Genomic DNA, 15864 nt, shown 5'->3' with positions numbered 1-15864 from the left:
AGTTTAGTCATTTTAATCAGGCAAAAACGTCGATCCATTCCAGCCAGGGCATTTTTTCCTCGGGCGGGCCGCCCTCTTTTTTCAGTTTGTGGGAGAAGTGGGCCAGGACCGTGTCCACCTGCCTGAGGTATCGCCATTTTTCGTCCAGGGACAGGCAAAAATCGTCCCAATGGGTCCAGTAGATCTGCTTGGGATTCACGTATCCGGCGGTTTCCGCGTACCATTTGTCCCAGTAATCGGCCTTGTGGAGATCCAGGCCGCCCACGCCCAAAAAGGCCACGTCCGCTTCATATCCTTTTAGGGCGCCTTCCACCCAGTTGGCGCTGCCCTGGTTGAAAAAAGTTCCCGCCGGATGGGTGAAATGCAGGGCGTGCACCTGGCCTTCGGCCCAGGCGCTGCTTCTGGCGGGCGGCCGCAGGGGCGCGGTGATTTTTCGTCCCGGCCTTAAAAGCAAACGCAGGATAAAGGGAAAGGCCAGATGAATTCCCGGGATGAACCGCACGGAAAAATCGCCGATCTCCACGGGCTTTTTGGGGTCCACCACGCAAATCTGATCTTCGGGCAAATCCCCGCCCCGGCAGACGTTGGCCACGGACTCGCACCCGTAAACCACGGCGCCGGCGGCTTTGGCCACGTGGGCCAGGTCCAGGGCGTGGTCAAAATGGGCGTGGGTGATCAATATGGCGTCGGCCCGGTCCACCTGGGCGTCGTTGAGCGCCTTGGTTATACGCGCCGGATTGGGCTGGATTTTCTTCAGGAAAACGGTTTTGGCGTCCACCCGGGTGAAATAGGGGTCCACCAGGATGGTGGATTTTCCGTCCTTGAGGACCAGGCAATTGGTTCCGCGAAAACTGGCCTTAACCTGGGGTTTTTCGTTGTCAGACATGGGTTTCCTCGCTTTCTTGAAGGGCGAGCCTGGCCTGATGCTCCTTGCGGGTTAAAAGAACCATCAGGGCGGGCGCCAGGACAAAATCCGCCAGCAGGGCCAGCAGGATGATCATTGCCGTGAAGATGCCGAACTGGATGGACGTGCTCAGGCTGGCCGCCAAAAGCACCAAAAAGCCGGAGCACAGCACCAGGGAGGTGATGAGCAAGGCCCGGCCGGTTCCCAACAGGGTGCACCGCACCGCCTTTTCCGGGTCCATCCCGCTGTCAAAATATCGCCTGAAGTTATACATGAAGTGCATGGTGTCGTCCACCACAAGGCCTATGGCGATGCTGCCGATCATGAGCGTGTTGAGGTTAAGCATCACACCGGAGTGGGCGATCACGCCCATCACCAGCACAATGGGCAGCAGGTTGGGAAACATGGAAACCACTCCGGTTTTCACATGACCCACCAGCCAGATCATCATGATGGTGATAACCACAAAGGCGATGGCGTAGCTTTTGGTCATGCTTCGCAGGGCGGCCGGGATGGTTTTGGCCATAAGCGCGGTCTCGCCCGTGACCGTTAATTGGACGGAATCCTCGTCAAAAACCTCGTGATACACGCGCCATATTTCCTGAATAAAAGCCTCGTACACCACGGAATCCTCCCACGGAGCCTTAAAAGTAACCCTTGCCTTGGAAAACCGCGTATCGGTGACTTTTTCCAGGTCGTCCGCCCCGCTGTTTTCAAACAACAGCAACTCCTGGGCGATGGCCTGCCGGGAGTCCGGTATGGAATAATAGGCCGGATCGTTTTCGTGCAAGGCCTGGTTGATCTCCCGCACCACGTCCAGGATGGAGATGATCTTGCCCACGTGCAGGCCCTTTAGCTCAAAAGGCTCCACCCGCTGGCAAAAGGTCTGGAGCTTGTCCATGTTGGCGGGTTCGTACAAGGCCTCGGCCCGGCCGAAGTCCAGCACCGCCTCCAGGGTCAGAACGCCGTCCAGACGTTGGTCCAGGTCCAGAATATGATGCTTGGCATCCGTGCTGTCCGGCAGGTATTCCACGATGTTGTCCGAAAACACCAGGTCATGGAGAAAGCTGGCCGAAACCGCCATCAAAGCCATGCTTACGATGACGACGAGCCAGGGCCGGGCCGTGGAGATTTTGGCGAAAAAGAGCAAAAAACGGTCCATGAGCATGGTCTGCCTGGCCTGGGACTTGGCCGCGCGAATGGGAAAAACGGCCAGCATGGCCGGCAGCATGGTCAGGGTGAAGGTCAGGGCCAGCATCACGCCGATGGCTGCAAAGACTCCCAACTCCGCCAGGGCCGTGAGTTCGGCCATGGAAAAGGACAGCAGCCCGGCCGCCGTGGTCATGCTGGTCATGACAATGGCAAGGCCTGAGTGGCCCAGGGAGTAAGCGATAGCGTCCTCCTGGCTGGCCCCCTCGTTCAGCCTCCGGTAGAATATAGCCAGGATGTGCACGGAATCGGCCACGCCCACGGCCACCAGAAAAGCAGGGATGATGGACGCCGTCAGCTTGAAAGGAACCCCGAAAACAGGGAACAGCCCCATGGTGCATACTAAAGAGGCCCACACGATGAAGGAGGGATAAAACACCCCGGAAACCCGTCTAAAAATCAGCACCAGAAAGAACATGCTGGACATCATGGCAAGCATCATGCACAGCCGGGTGTCGTCCATGACCGCCTTGTTGAATACAACCGCAATGGCGGGCCCGCCCGAATAGACCAGGTCGAAATCCCTGGTTTCATGCCGGGCGACGATCTCCTTGACCGCCCTGTCCACTTGCAGGTTTTCCTCGTTGGAAAAATACCGCAGTTCGGGCTTTTCGCCGGACGGCTGCGCCGCCCCGGACTCAAACGCATCAAAGGGATCGTCCGAATCCGTGGAAAAGCCCTCGTCAAAAACCTCAAAGGCGTCGTCCCCCTGGCCGTCTTCCACAACCACCGCTTCCGTCTCGATGACGACGGCGGCGGTCTTTAAATCCCGGGAGATCACATGGTTGATGTATAATGGATTTTGCTGCACCCGCTTTTTCAAAGCCGCGAAATCCTCGGAGCTTTCCGGCCATTCCTCGGTCAGGTCCTCCACAATCAATTCGTCTGCCTCGCCCCGTGTGTTGCGGACGTTGATAAGGCTCGTAACCTCCTTGACGTAGGGGACGTTTTCCTCCAAATCCTCGGTGAGGCTGCGGAGCCTTTCAAAAAACTCCGGGGAAAACACCTCCCCGCCCCGGGCGCCGATGATCACCACCTCGGAACGCCCGAATTGATCCCGAAATTTGTTGAAGTCGATCCGGTCCGGATCATTTTTATGCAGCAGAGCTTCGGCCGATGTGTCCACGGTAATGCGTGGAATCTGCAAAGCCAGCAAGGCTATAAAGGCGAAAACAATCGCCAGGGTCATTTTTGCATGTCTGTAAAAAAAATGCCCGCTTTGCTCAAACGCCCCCTCGATTGGCGCCTTTGCGTTTGCCATGAATTCTCTTTTCTGTATTTTCTCCACCGCTGGTAAAATCCAAGGCCGTTGTTGTTGTTGCGGCGTACGGAGATATTTTGGTTAATGAAAAAATGCAACGAAAGGTGGAGGTTTTTTTAACATAAACCCGGCGCTCTAACAAGGAGTTCCAAGACGCTTTGCGTCAATAATACAGCATAGGGCGTCAAGGCCGATTGCCGCTCATCAAATGAATCCGCAGACATTTCCTGCTGATGACCATCAGTTTCAGAAGCCTGTTCTTCGTATTTTTTGACAAATTTACTTTAATATGCCGCCAAAAAGCGTTATGAGAGGGAATGCACCTGCATTTGTAATGATTATTTCAACCATCCGAACTTAAAGATGCTGCATTCAAGAAGGAGAAAAAAAATGGAAACCGTCGCTGATCTGCCCCCTGCGCTGGACGCTAAGCCTTCTCTTAGAGGCGCCAATGAACACTATTGCGAAAATTGCGGAAACCTTATTCCATCCAAACTGCCTAACTGCCCCCACTGCCATGCAAAGCAAAAATCCGGCCTGGACAAGCCGTCCCTGATTCTCATCACATTGTTCTTTGGAGCGCTTGGCGGACACAAGTTTTATCTGAAAAGATATGGCATGGGAATTTTTTATTTTCTGTTCTCTTGGACCGGCCTGACTTTTATCGGCATGATAATCGAATTAATTATCTATGCAGCAACCGACACGGAAAAGCTCCGGGAAAAGTATCCGGAAGTCAATAACCTGGCCCCGGTCATTGTTATTCCCGTGGTCGGCTATGCTGTTTTTATGATAGGCATTTTGGCGGCCATCGCCGTTCCAAACTTTATTTCATATCGGATGAAGGCCTACGACAAGACGGCGGAAACTGCAGCGCATTCCGCATATTATGCGGCCCAGGCCTACTTTGCGGAAAAGCCTGAGGGAGCGGCCTCCGTGGAAAATCTTATTCAATACGGATATTCGGCCACAGCGGGAGTTAAGATTGTAATCGACCCGAACACTTATGAAGAATTGATGATCAGAGCTTACCACCCCAGCGGCAGGACAATGTACACTATAGACGCCTACGGCCAGCAATCGAAGATGGAAAAGCCCAGAGACTATGCATTGCCGGAATAACGGAAAAAATCCGGACCTGGACCCCATGAACCATGGCCGCGCTGTCGAGGATCGCCGGGCACGCCTTTCAGGAGCGGCGAAAGTATATTGGCCCGGCGGCAAGTCCTTGATGCACAGCATTTTCAGGCCCGGATTTTTCCATTGTGAACAAAGACGGTCCCGGGGCCGGGGAGACGTGTTAACGGCCCCCAAAGCCGCCCTTATTCATGATGCTTCATTCTACGAAACTTGTGGGTTCACTGAGAACACTGGCTGCCAAGACCGTCCATTTTTGTTGGGTTTCGCAGCGGCCGCATAAACCTTACAATGCGTTTAGGCAAGACGCGTTTTTCCAATCCAATATGCCTGGTTCGACGCTCTACCCAACCTAAATTTTACCCATAAAAATAGTAGGTTGGGTAGAGCTTGCAGAACGTTTCCCGCAAAGGCTGTCCGTTTCTCGCCTGAGTAGTTATCAAGGCCAAAAACATAGGTGCGAAACCCAACAAATGAATTTCCCCGTTAAGGCCTTCTTCACCCCTTGCAGGGATGTAGCTTCCTTTTGGAATTATTCCCCATCCAAAAGCTGTCTCTGTTCCAACAAAAGACTCTTCAGCCGGTCCAGGTTTCCCGGATTGCTTTGCATGGGAATGCCCATCCAGTCGCAGTATTCCAAAAACTCCTCCGGTTTTTCCGTCATATACTCGTCCATGAATCCGATGCCGTCCAGGACGATGGCGCCGCCTGAATGCCGGGGAAAATTCTCATTGGCCAGGGCCTGGTCCCAGCCGTCAAAAACCTGATGCCGAAACTTGACCCAGCCGGGCGTCATCCACCAGACCAGTTCTCCGCCGGCCAGTTCGTCCGCGATTTGAGCGCGTTCCTCCTCGCCGGCTATCATGTCCATGCAGTGGGTGGCCTGAATTCTTTTTACGCTGCCGCCCAGGCTTTCGATGATGTTCTGCATGGTCTTGGTGGGCTCGTCCGCGTTCACGTAGCAAAACTTGCCGCCGTAAACCACAATGACCTTGTTCGTCTTTTCCTTGGCCTTGGCGACCTGGTTGCGCAACTGCTTCTCCAGTTCATGGACGTTTTGATGAAGTCCCGGCTTGGTGAAGTACAAATATTCCGTATCCAAAAAGCCTTCCTCCTGCAGACGCTTAAGCTCCGGGCTCAGGGTGCCGCAGGCCACGATGGCTATGCCTTTGAAAGACTCGCTCATTATCAAACCTCCTTCCGGGATTGCTCCCTGGCTGCCTTTATGTTTGGGCCGGCGCTCGATCGCCGGAAAAGAGCGCCAGCCCTTTTAATGGGGAGGAGATTGGAGGTAACGCCGAGTTCCCCATGTACAGCCTTTATGTTTCGCCTTTGCCTGTTCGGCTATAAGGCGCGGACGATTTCCGCCAGTTCCTCCAGGTCCTTGGCGTCCGGATGCCCTGCTGCTGCAGGGGCGTCGCCGATCCACGGAGGCGGCTCGGGTTTCGCCTTGACCTTCTCCAGGACCTTGGGGTTGACCTCGCCCTGGCAGGAATAGGCTCCCGCAACCTCTGCGTTTTTCAGCAGGGATTTGGCGAACTCCATGGCCCCGCTGGCGTGGGCCGAGCCTTTGGCCGCGCCGTGGGTGGCGAAAAGGAAAACCTTGGCGCCTTCAGGCAGGCTCGCCAGATACTCCTGGGATTTGGGGTCGGGCTTGCCCGCCTGGAGCCAGAAGCCCACGCCGATCAGATCGTAGTCGCCGGCTTCGGGCGCCTGGGCCAGGGGGAATATGTCCTTCTCGCCGTCAAGATTTTCGTACACGGCTTTGGCCAGTTTTTCCGTATTGCCGGATTGGCTTGAGTAAACCACTAATGATTTCATTTTTCTTCCTTTCCGTCCTTATGCCAGCCCAGGGGGAGTTGCTTAAAGCGGCCGCCGTAGATGATGGGGTCGCCCTTGTAGCCCAGGGCCTTGAAGTTGATGTAATCGGTCTTTTCCACCAGATCCAGGGTGTCGCGGCCCCTGGCGGCCATGGTCTTGAAGTCGACTCCCTTGTACGAAAGGGCCTTGAAGTCCACATCCCGCTTGTCCTGATGGCACCGGTCGCACGAGCGCTCCTGGGTCAGGCTTTCGTGGCACTGCACGCAGGAGAGCGCCATTTCCTTGGGCGTGACTTCATGGTTGAGGGACCAATACATCTTGGTTTCCTCCCAGTCGTATTCGCCGGAGTACTCGATGCCCGCCGCTTCCGCGCCGACTTTAAAGGCCTGATCCCAATCCACGTTCTTCCAATATCCCTTGGGGCCGAACAGGTTGGGCGTTAAAAGCGTCTTGTTGTTCTTGTCCACGGGCTGCTTGCCTGCCATGATCTTGAAAGGCGCGATGCGCGACTTGGAATCCTTGATTCCGCCCACGGGCCGGGTGATTTCCGTCACGCCGTCGTCGTCGATTTCGTCGCCGATCAAGTAGCGCTCCACCGTGCCGTTGTACCAGGCGTAAGTGGGCTGAACGCTTTCGTCCCAAAGGAACTCGCCTTTTTTCCAGAAGTAGTCGGGCATGCCGTATTTGTCTTTGTTCACCTTGCGTTTTTTGTCCCCGGCTTCGGACCAGTCCCACCAGGTTTTGGTGGGCTTGCACTTGGCGTAAACCGGGCTGTGACAGGTCATGCAGGCGATGTGCTCGCCGTGGCGGTTCAGGTGATGATCCAAAAGATCGTTGCCGTGGTGAGGCTGGCTGGTATGGCAATCCTCGCAGCTTCGGGCGCCTTCGGCCACGGGCAGGGACAGGGAGCGGCCGGAAATCTTATGGTTCCGGGTTTTATGGCAGTCGTGGCACTGGAAGTCCAGGTCGCCCATGTGCACGTCGCAGCTTCGGGTCGGGTAGTACAGGATGGCGTTCATGTCTCCATGCTTGACCGCGTCTCCGCCGCCGCCCTGAAAGTGGCAGTCCCCGCAGGTCTTGCGGGAAGGCTTGCCCACGTGCTCCGCAATCTTGACAAGATCCAGTTGGGGATAAGGCATGCCGGCGTCCGTGGGAACCTTGGCGTAGGTGTCCGTGGTATCGTGGCAGATCAGGCAGTCAATGCGGCTTTTATCTGTAAAGTCAAAGGTCTCGTCCTTCCAGCCGTAGCCCGCATGGCAGCTTGTGCATCGGGGCCAGTTGGAAGGCAGGGCGATGCAGAAGTTGTTGATGGTGTTGGTGGCCTTGCCCGAGTCCACGCGTTTTTCGCCGTCCACGGTGTAAGGGGACGGGCCTTTCCACAGCCAGTGGGCGCTTTTAAGCATGTCTTCGCCCTGGTCTTCGTGGCAGCGCAGGCATTCGGTGGTCACCTGGGTGGGGCTGGGGTTCTTGGGCAGCTTGACCAGCTTGGAGTGATCCGGGACGTTCTTGCCATGGCAGTCGGTGCAGCCCAGGGGGCCTTTTTCCTGCTCTTCGTGGCAGGTCATGCACTGCCTGTGATACGCGGCCTTCAGGCCCGGGCGTTCAGGAAACTCCGGGTTAAAGGCCTCCTGATGGCAGGCGGAGCACTTGGCGGTTTCCGCCGCGCCGGGCTCGTCCGCGCTGGCGTGATGGCACTTGAGGCAGTCGCCGGTTACGGCGGCGTGCTTCTTGTGCATGAACCGCACGGGCTCGTACATGTCCTGGTCCTTGTTGACGATGGGGCTGTTCAGCACCACGTAGGCGTGGTCCTGATCTTTCAGCGTAGGAGCGTCATCACCCAGGCGCTGCTTGCGCTCCCAGGCGGTTTCGTCCTTGACATTTTTTATGAAGGGAGGGACTTCCTTGGCCCGCTCCATGGCCGCAACTTGCGCGGCCGGGGACCAGGGAGTGCCGTCCGGGTTAACCTTTTCAGGCGGTTTGGGCGGAGTGGGGACCTTTGTAGGCGCTTTTTCCGGAGCCGCGGCAAAAGCCTGGGAGAGCGTGCTCCCGGCGTCGTAGTTTATGAAGAACAAGCCTCCTGCAATCAGGATCAGGGAGGCGGAAATAATCAACAGGGGTTTAAATAGAGTCCGCATGGCATCAAGCCTCCTTTCTCCGGGCGCTAAGAACAGGCAGGAAGGTCACCGCTAACCTGTACAGGAACATGATGGACGCAACCAGGCCGGCGGTCACCAGAATTTCTCCGATTGCCGGATAGTAGGAGTGTTGTGCAAAGGGCGGCTGGTATCCCACAATAAATACGTTGATGCGGTTTAACACCACGCCCCCGACAACCATGGCTGCGGCTGTAAACAGCAGCCCCGGAGTTTTTCTGACCTTGGGAATCCAGAGCATGCACCAGGGTATGATGACGCCCAGGAGCACTTCCGCCATAAAGGCGAAAGACTGGGCCGATCCGTCCCATAGGTAAACGTAGGTCCCGCGGACCAGCATGTCGCCGATCTTGAGGCCGCCGTAAATTCCAAGCAGCAGCAGGGTGATTCGGGTGAGGGGTCCTAAAACGTCCATTTCGCGATCCAGCTTGAGGGACGATGTAGCGATGATGGTTTCCACAACCACCATGGGATAGCCAAGGGATATGGCCGAGGTGAGAAAAAGCAGGGGAAGGATGGGCGTGTACCACAGAGGGTGCAGCTTGGTGGGCGCGATGAGCATGAGGGACCCCAGGCCCGATTGATGCATGCAGGAAAGAACGACTCCCAGGATGATGAAAAGCCACATGAACTTGTCAATAATCTTGTCCAGAGAATCCACGATAGGGAACTTGCCGCGAAGGCGCTCCGCAACAATGGGGAAAAATTCAATGTAAAGCACCGTGAGGTAGATCATGACGCACATGGCCACCTCGAACAGCACGGAATTGGGCTGCCAGAAAATCGCCGGCTTCCAGATGGCCCAGGACCGCCCGATATCCACGAACAATCCCACGGCCACAAAGGTGTAGCCCAGCATGGCGGTCAGCAGGGCCGGCCGGGTGACCGCCTCGTAATGATGCCTGCCGAAAATATGCGCCAGGGCCGCCGTGGTGAACCCGCCGGCGGCCAAAGCCACGCCGCTGGCGACGTCAACGCCGATCCACAGGCCCCACGGGTAGATGTCGGTCAGGTTGGTTACAAACCCCAGCCCCTTGATGTACCGGGCCAGGATAAAGGGCGCCGCAGCCGCCATAAAGGCCAGCATGACAAAAACCCCTGGCGTCCAGAAGGGGGAGTTTATGGGTCTTGGTTGTGCGTGATTACTCATTGTCCGCCCCCCTTTCCTCCGAGATGTCCTCACCGGTCATTTGCTTCCGATTAAAAACCCACATCCCCCCGGCCAGGGCCGCAAACAAGGTCACGGGCGCCCACAGGAACTTGAATATGGTGTGCTGAATGGTTTCGGGCAGTGTGGGCAACGGCTTTTTGGGCAAGGAAAGAAAGCCCAGCTTTTCAAAAGGATGCTCGCTGATGTACATCCAGCTTGTGCCGCCCACTTCCTCTTCTCCGTAAACCTTATTGATGTAGCGGCCGGGATCCTTTTTGATTTTACCTTTGGCCAGGGCCAGCACCGTGTCGCGCTTCCCAAAGGTAATGGCTTCCACCGGGCATACGCTGGCGCAGCCGGGCTTGCCGCCTTCCTCGCTGATGCGCTCGAAACAATAGGTGCATTTGCGAACTTCGGGGGTGAAGGGCTGGTCGTACTCGTAAGCGGGAATGCCGAAGGGGCACGCCACCATGCAGTACCGGCAGCCGATGCACTTGCTTTTATCGTAGATGACCGCCCCGTTTTCCTGCTTGGTCAGGGCGCCCACAATGCACGCGGACACGCAGGCGGGGTCCTGGCAATGCATGCATTGGATCTTGGCGTAGGTAGGAACCAGACGATTTTGCTCGTCTTTTTTCCCCGGATAGTAGCGATTGATCACCGTAAAAGCGTTTTGGTCCGGCCTGCGCTTGCAGTCCAGAACCCGGGTATCGTCAAAGGCGACTTTCGGCTCGGGCAGATGGTTCACCTCGTTGCAGGCCTGCTCGCATTTTCTGCAGCCCACACACTGGGTCAAATCCACCAGGCACCCGAATGGATCAGCCGGCGCCCTGTTGCGGGATTCCGCTTTCGCGGTTCCCGCCTTTGCCGTCACTGCTCCTCCCACAGCGACCGCAGACGTTTTCATAAAAAACCGGCGCGAAATGTTCACTCCAACCTCCTTCTCTGTTCAACTCGGCGTGTTTACAGGTTCAGCTCATTGCGTCCGAAGCGCCATTGCTCCGGACATCCGTTTCAAATATTTGTTTCATAATCTCATATAAACAACAAATAGATCCATTTTATTTATTGGGCGGGACGGGCATTGCCGGATGCCCGTCCCTTGCCCGGGGAGGCTCGAACAGAAATGGATGGCTTTGTTTTCTGTTCTCGCCATGCTCTCATTTAAAAGTTGATGATGAACTCCATGGCCAGCCTGGTCGCGGTATCGTCGCTTTTCGCGCCAAGCGCTTCGGTGGCCTCCTCAATGCCGTCGCCGGGGAAAAAAGCCGACGCCTGTCCTTTGATGAAGCTGTTTTTGGAAGTCGCAAAGGTGACTTCGTTGTCCCATTCCGTTCCCACGTAACCGCTGCTCACCGGGGACGGTCCTTTTAACGGGTTGACCAGGTTGTAGATTTCAAAATCTTCGTTCCAGTTGAACACGTTGACGTTGGTCCGGAAGATCAGGAACTTTTTTGGGGCGATGGTTATGCCGGCGCTGTACAAGGTCATGCCGGGGTTGTCGCCGCGGCCGCCGCCGAAGCCTGTGTAGTTCTGCACGCCGCCGGTGAATACCGGGGTTCCGTTTCCATAGAGCTCGGGCAAATATCCGTAGATCAGGGAGCCCAGAACCATGTTGGTGTCGCCGATAATGGTGTTCTCGCCGCCCCAGGCGTTGGCGAAACGCTGGGCGTTGGTGACGCCTTCATAGCCGCCCAGTTCGTCGTCGGAGGGGTCGTCGTCTCCCGAGGTGTACATTATCCCCAGGTGAGGCTTGACCTGAAAACCGGCCTGCTCCTTGAAATCATAGGAGAAATCCGCTGCCAGGGCGTAGGCGTTGATGTCGTAGTCATCGTATTGCAGCCCCACGTCCTTGGCCTGGCCGAACTGATAGACCGCCTCGCCCATCCAGGAGAATCCCCCGGAAGTTCCCGTATATAAGATTCCGGCGTGATGGGAGTCGGTGTCGGGAATTCCGCCGGCGATTCCAAAGGGCGCCCCGGCCAGGTAATTCAGCAAATCATTGGCGGGCACGTCCCGAATGCGGTCAAAGGCGTACAGCACCTTGACCTTATTGATCTTGTCCGGCTTCCAGGCCAGATATCCCGCGTACACCGTGCGGTCGTTGTCGCCGTCGTCGGAAAGGAAGTTAGGGGCGCTGCCGATGTCGTTGTCGGACAATTTGAAAAAGCCCACGTTTATGTCCAGTTTGTCGGAATCCCTGGTTAGCCAGAATCCGGGATTATCGTCCCCGTAAACCAGCCCGGCCCCTTCCATGGCGTCCAGATGCCAGACGTCCCAGCCTGCATGAAAGCGGGTCTTGCTCGGCAGAGCGTAAGAGACGTGCAAACGCTCCAGGCCGAAGTTGCTGTCGTCATTGGTCATGCCGCCTCGGGAATCCACCGTGGCTGTATCCAGGGGGCGGTCGTATTCCAGGGCTGCGTAAAAGCTCCATTTGCGGTCCTTGGGCAGCGCGTTGAAATGGAGTTTGGCTTCCGTCCGAATATAATTGTCCTTCACCCAACCGGATTCATTGCCGTGGGTGCGGAAAAAATCCTTGTTTAATCCCCCCAACAAAAAGCTGTCCGTGTTATCGCTCAGGCCGAAATCCCAGTTGGACTCCGCCGTGGGAATCAAGCGCGCCGTGGCGCCAAAACTCATGAGCACGTCCTTGCCGGTTTTCACTTCAATGCTTCCCGGCCCTACAATGGTTTCTTTGGTTATGTCCTGCACTTCGTCTTCCTGGGCCGAAACTGGGCTCATAAAGGCGATCAGCAACAAGGCAGCAGCGAGAGTCGTCCACAATTTTCGCATTTTCATATTCCACACCTCCTTGTAAAATTGATCCCTATCTGAGCCGGGCCCGGCTTTCTTGGGCTGCAGGCGAACTCCCGCCTCAGCCGTTGTCCTCTGGAATTACAAAAAGCAGGCCAGCACTTCTGCGGAAAAATTAATTAGCGATAACAATTTGATATTATGATTAATAAAAACATGAATCTCAGTTTTTTGCGCCATAGTCCCTTGACTGCAGGCAACACAAACGTTAACATAGCCTTAACAGTTGTTTAAACCTTTAACGGCAGGATTAACATGCTTAAACAGGACTGGAACAGCTATTGGAAAACCGTGGTGGACACGATCCACGACGGCGTGATGATTGTGGATAACCAGGGCGTGGTGGTGAGCATCAACAAGGGCATGGAGAGAATCAGCGGCTTCAAGGCAGGCGAAATGGTGGGGAAGTCGTGCACCATGCTTAATTGCGATATCTGCGAAATCGCTCAAAAAGACGGGGGCGGGCACTGGTGCGCTTTGTTTGCAACGGGACGGATCAACGAACGCCGGTGCAACATCGTACGAAGGGACGGCAAGACCTTTCCCGTCTTGAAAAACGCCTCATTGCTGAAGGATTCGGACGGCGAGACCATCGGAGCGGTGGAAACCATCACCGACATTTCGGAATTGATCGAGAAGGACAATCGCATCCAGGAATACCAGCGCGAGTTGCGCAGGGAGGACGGTTTCTTCGGGCTGATCGGTCAGTCCGAGCCCATGCGCAGGATATTCTCCCTGATCCGGGATGCAGCGGGATCGGATGCGCCCGTGATTATTTACGGAGAATCGGGGACGGGCAAGGAGTTGGCGGCCCGGGCCATCCACAACAGCCGGGATCCCCAAAAGCCCTTTGTGGCGGTCAACTGCGCAGCCTTGAACGAGCAATTGCTGGAAAGCGAGTTGTTCGGGCACGAAAAAGGCGCCTTCACCGGAGCGGATAAAAAACGCACAGGCCGATTTGAAGCGGCGCATGGGGGCGCGATTTTTTTGGACGAGGTCGGGGACCTGCCGTTGAGCACACAGGTCAAGCTGCTTAGGGTGCTGGAGCAAAAGGTCATTGAACGGGTGGGGTCCAGCAAGCCCATCCCCATTGACGTTCGCGTGATTTCAGCCACTAACCGGGATCTCGGCCAAATGGTTCGGGAGGGCCGGTTTCGGCAGGATCTGTATTACCGGTTGAACGTCATCCCCGTCCATTTGCCGCCGTTGCGGGAGAGGCGGGAGGACATCCCCCTGTTGTCCACCCATTTTTTAACCAGGGCGCGCTTGAAAAGCGGCAAGAACATTACGGGCATATCCAACGAGGCCCTGCGCATGATCGTGAATCACGTATGGCCGGGAAACGTGCGGGAGTTGAAAAGCGCTTTTGAATACGCTTTTGTGACCTGCCATGGAGACCTGATCGAGCCCAGACATCTGCCCCCGGTCGTGGCTGGAGCGCCCCTTGTAGACTGCCTGGAGCCGGCGCCCGCGGAGAAATACCAGAGCCCGGACGACAGGGCCAGAACCGAACTGATCGAGGCCTTGGAAAAATCCAACGGAAACCAGACCGAAGCGGCCAGGCTGCTTGGTGTTTCCCGCGTGACGGTCTGGAACCGGATGAAGCGCTACGGCGTGGATTTAAAAAGCGTGGTGAACAAGTAACTGTGAGACTGATACCAAATCGCCTTCAAACAGGTAATCATATTTCAGGGCAAGTATAAGAATGACGCTGGATCCCGGCTTGCGACGCCGGCCGAAGGGATGCAATTCTCATTGTAACTGCGCCCCCCTGAGAGCGCCTTTTTGACGCGTGTTACGCTTCCATGGCAGGCACGGGGGCCTGCAACTACACTGCTGATAGGACATCGCCGGCCATATCCAGGCCAGCCGTGTATGCATTGCCGGAGGCTGTTTAGCGAATGGCCGGATTTTGTTTGGAGGAGATTTTTTAACCCGGTCAGCCCGGGCAATCATTGCGGAGGCCGATAGGCCAATGAGTGCAACCGGGAGAGTTTGTTGGAACTGGGAATGTGCGGCTGATATATGTCGTGGGCGGAAAACTCGTTCCCATGCTCGCGTGGGAATGCATACTGGAGCGCAATGAATCCGGACTGTTAATCAAAATAATATTCGATGGCGTCCTTGCAGTAATCGCCGGCTTTTTTGCCGATATAATCCTCATGGGCGACGATGGCCGCAAAAGCGAGCTGTTTTTCATTTTCCTTGTCATGGGCGAAGCCCACAAACCAATCGTAGCGAATGTCGTAATCCGTATCGTTATTGATGGAGCCGGTTTTTCCGCCCACCACGATTTCCCTCAGCGCCTTGCCGCGCTGCCGTCTGCTGAAGCAGCCGCGCCCGGTTCCATGGCAGGCGGCCTCCACCATCATTTTTTGCAGGCCAAGGCTGGAGCTTTCGCTCATGGACTGGCCCATGGGAGTCAGGCCGCCTTCATAAACGATTTGGTTTTTCTGATTTTCCGCCGAGGCGATGATGTAAGGCTGGGGCATGACCCCGTTATTGAGCACTGCCGAAGCCATGGCCGCGCCGTGCATGGCGGATATGAGGGTTTCGCGGTTGAAGCCGGAGGCGATTTCCGCGGTCCGGTAGTTGTTTTCGGGCTTGCCCAACTGGCTGGGGGTGAAATCGCACTCCACGCCCAGATCCTGTTCAAAGCCCATGGCCTTAGCCTTGGCTGTCAGGGCTTCCGGCCCTACGAGAACGCCGATCTTTCCGAAAACCGGATTGATGGAGTCGGCAAAGGCCTCTTCCAGGTCGATGTGCCGGGTGTACTTGTTGTCAACATCCTTAAGCTGGGACTTGTATAAGGTGTGCTTTTTGCCGTTGTACCGGACCGGGGTCTGGGGAGTGAAATTCTTGTCATCCATGGCGGCGGCGGCCGTCACCATTTTATAAACGCTGGCCGCGGGGAAAAGAACCTGGGTGCAGGGGTTTCCCGCCTTTGGGTCTTTGTGGTATCCGACCATGGTGAGAACCTTGCCGGTTTGGGGCTCCATGGCCACAAAAGCAATGGCCCTGGCGTATTCCGGCTTCAATTCCGCCAGCATATGGCGTTGGAACTCCAGGTCCAGGGTGGAGGTGAGCTCGTAGGTTTTTCCCTCCAAAGCGATCCTTGGAGGCTCTTCGGCCACGTCCCAAAGCCTTTGCCCATGCATGAGATCCCTGATTTGGGCTTTGGAGAGCATTTCTACGGCGGGAGCTTTTTCTTTTCTTTCCGTTACAAAACGGGGATAAAACTCCGTCACGCCGAAGGCTATGCCTATGGCGAGCACCAGGGCCAGGACGAACATGGACGCCCACTTAAAGGCGAACCAACTCCTTTTCCTGGCTTCCCGTTTGCGCTTGAGGGAAGCCTGGTATTCCCTCCAGGACATTCCCTTGGCTTCTATTTCAGGCTTTTCAACAGCCATGT

Annotated in this window: 11 protein-coding genes; 2 read left to right on the top strand and 9 right to left on the bottom strand. The window is 56.0% G+C overall.

Annotated elements, in window-relative coordinates; all coding sequences use genetic code 11:
* Positions 1-16: 16 nt before the first annotated feature.
* Both BUE18_RS01235 and BUE18_RS01230 read right to left on the bottom strand, forming a co-directional pair.
* Entirely contained in the window at positions 17-886 is an 870-nt protein-coding gene (locus tag BUE18_RS01235; RefSeq protein ID WP_073472059.1) for an MBL fold metallo-hydrolase, read from the bottom strand.
* Positions 879-3374 (bottom strand): efflux RND transporter permease subunit, encoded by a 2496-nt coding sequence (locus tag BUE18_RS01230; protein ID WP_073472058.1) that lies wholly within the window; start codon positions 3372-3374, stop codon positions 879-881. Before BUE18_RS01230 ends, BUE18_RS01235 begins: the two co-directional genes overlap by 8 nt.
* A gap of 390 nt (positions 3375-3764) precedes the next feature.
* On the opposite strand from BUE18_RS01230, the gene BUE18_RS01225 reads away from it, so the two are divergent.
* Entirely contained in the window at positions 3765-4496 is a 732-nt protein-coding gene (locus BUE18_RS01225; RefSeq protein ID WP_073472056.1) for a TM2 domain-containing protein, read from the top strand.
* A 547-nt stretch (positions 4497-5043) separates the two neighbouring features.
* Here BUE18_RS01225 and BUE18_RS01220 read toward each other — a convergent pair.
* The 6 genes from BUE18_RS01220 to BUE18_RS01195 all read right to left on the bottom strand — a co-directional run bounded on the left by BUE18_RS01220 (position 5044) and on the right by BUE18_RS01195 (position 12434).
* Positions 5044-5697, bottom strand: coding sequence for a DUF1638 domain-containing protein (locus BUE18_RS01220; RefSeq protein WP_073472054.1), 654 nt, complete (start codon positions 5695-5697; stop codon positions 5044-5046).
* A 158-nt stretch (positions 5698-5855) separates the two neighbouring features.
* Entirely contained in the window at positions 5856-6332 is a 477-nt protein-coding gene (locus BUE18_RS01215; RefSeq protein WP_073472052.1) for a flavodoxin family protein, read from the bottom strand.
* Positions 6329-8467, bottom strand: a complete 2139-nt coding sequence (locus BUE18_RS01210) for a tetrathionate reductase family octaheme c-type cytochrome (RefSeq protein WP_244549255.1) — start codon at positions 8465-8467, stop codon at positions 6329-6331. Before BUE18_RS01210 ends, BUE18_RS01215 begins: the two co-directional genes overlap by 4 nt.
* A gap of 4 nt (positions 8468-8471) precedes the next feature.
* Positions 8472-9635: an NrfD/PsrC family molybdoenzyme membrane anchor subunit gene (gene nrfD, locus BUE18_RS01205; protein WP_073472051.1), complete on the bottom strand. Its 1164-nt coding sequence runs from the start codon at positions 9633-9635 to the stop codon at positions 8472-8474.
* Entirely contained in the window at positions 9628-10566 is a 939-nt protein-coding gene (locus tag BUE18_RS01200) for a 4Fe-4S dicluster domain-containing protein (RefSeq protein ID WP_073472049.1), read from the bottom strand. The genes nrfD and BUE18_RS01200 overlap by 8 nt, the downstream gene beginning before the upstream one ends.
* 233 nt (positions 10567-10799) lie before the next feature.
* Positions 10800-12434 (bottom strand): alginate export family protein, encoded by a 1635-nt coding sequence (locus tag BUE18_RS01195; protein WP_073472048.1) that lies wholly within the window; start codon positions 12432-12434, stop codon positions 10800-10802.
* Between the two features lie 270 nt (positions 12435-12704).
* Between BUE18_RS01195 and BUE18_RS01190 the strand changes: the two genes are divergently transcribed.
* A complete protein-coding gene (locus BUE18_RS01190) occupies positions 12705-14093 on the top strand; it encodes a sigma-54 interaction domain-containing protein (protein ID WP_073472046.1) in 1389 nt (462 codons plus the stop codon).
* Between the two features lie 452 nt (positions 14094-14545).
* On the opposite strand, the gene BUE18_RS01185 is transcribed toward BUE18_RS01190, so the two are convergent.
* Positions 14546-15862 carry a penicillin-binding transpeptidase domain-containing protein gene (locus BUE18_RS01185; protein ID WP_073472044.1) on the bottom strand — a complete coding sequence of 439 codons (1317 nt, stop codon included), beginning with the start codon at positions 15860-15862 and terminating at the stop codon, positions 14546-14548.
* Positions 15863-15864 lie beyond the last annotated feature (2 nt).

The sequence above is a fragment of the Desulfatibacillum alkenivorans DSM 16219 genome (genome assembly GCF_900142135.1).
Lineage (GTDB): Bacteria > Desulfobacterota > Desulfobacteria > Desulfobacterales > Desulfatibacillaceae > Desulfatibacillum > Desulfatibacillum alkenivorans.
Note: the sequence above shows the minus strand (reverse complement) of the source record. Positions and strands in the feature narration are given on the sequence as shown.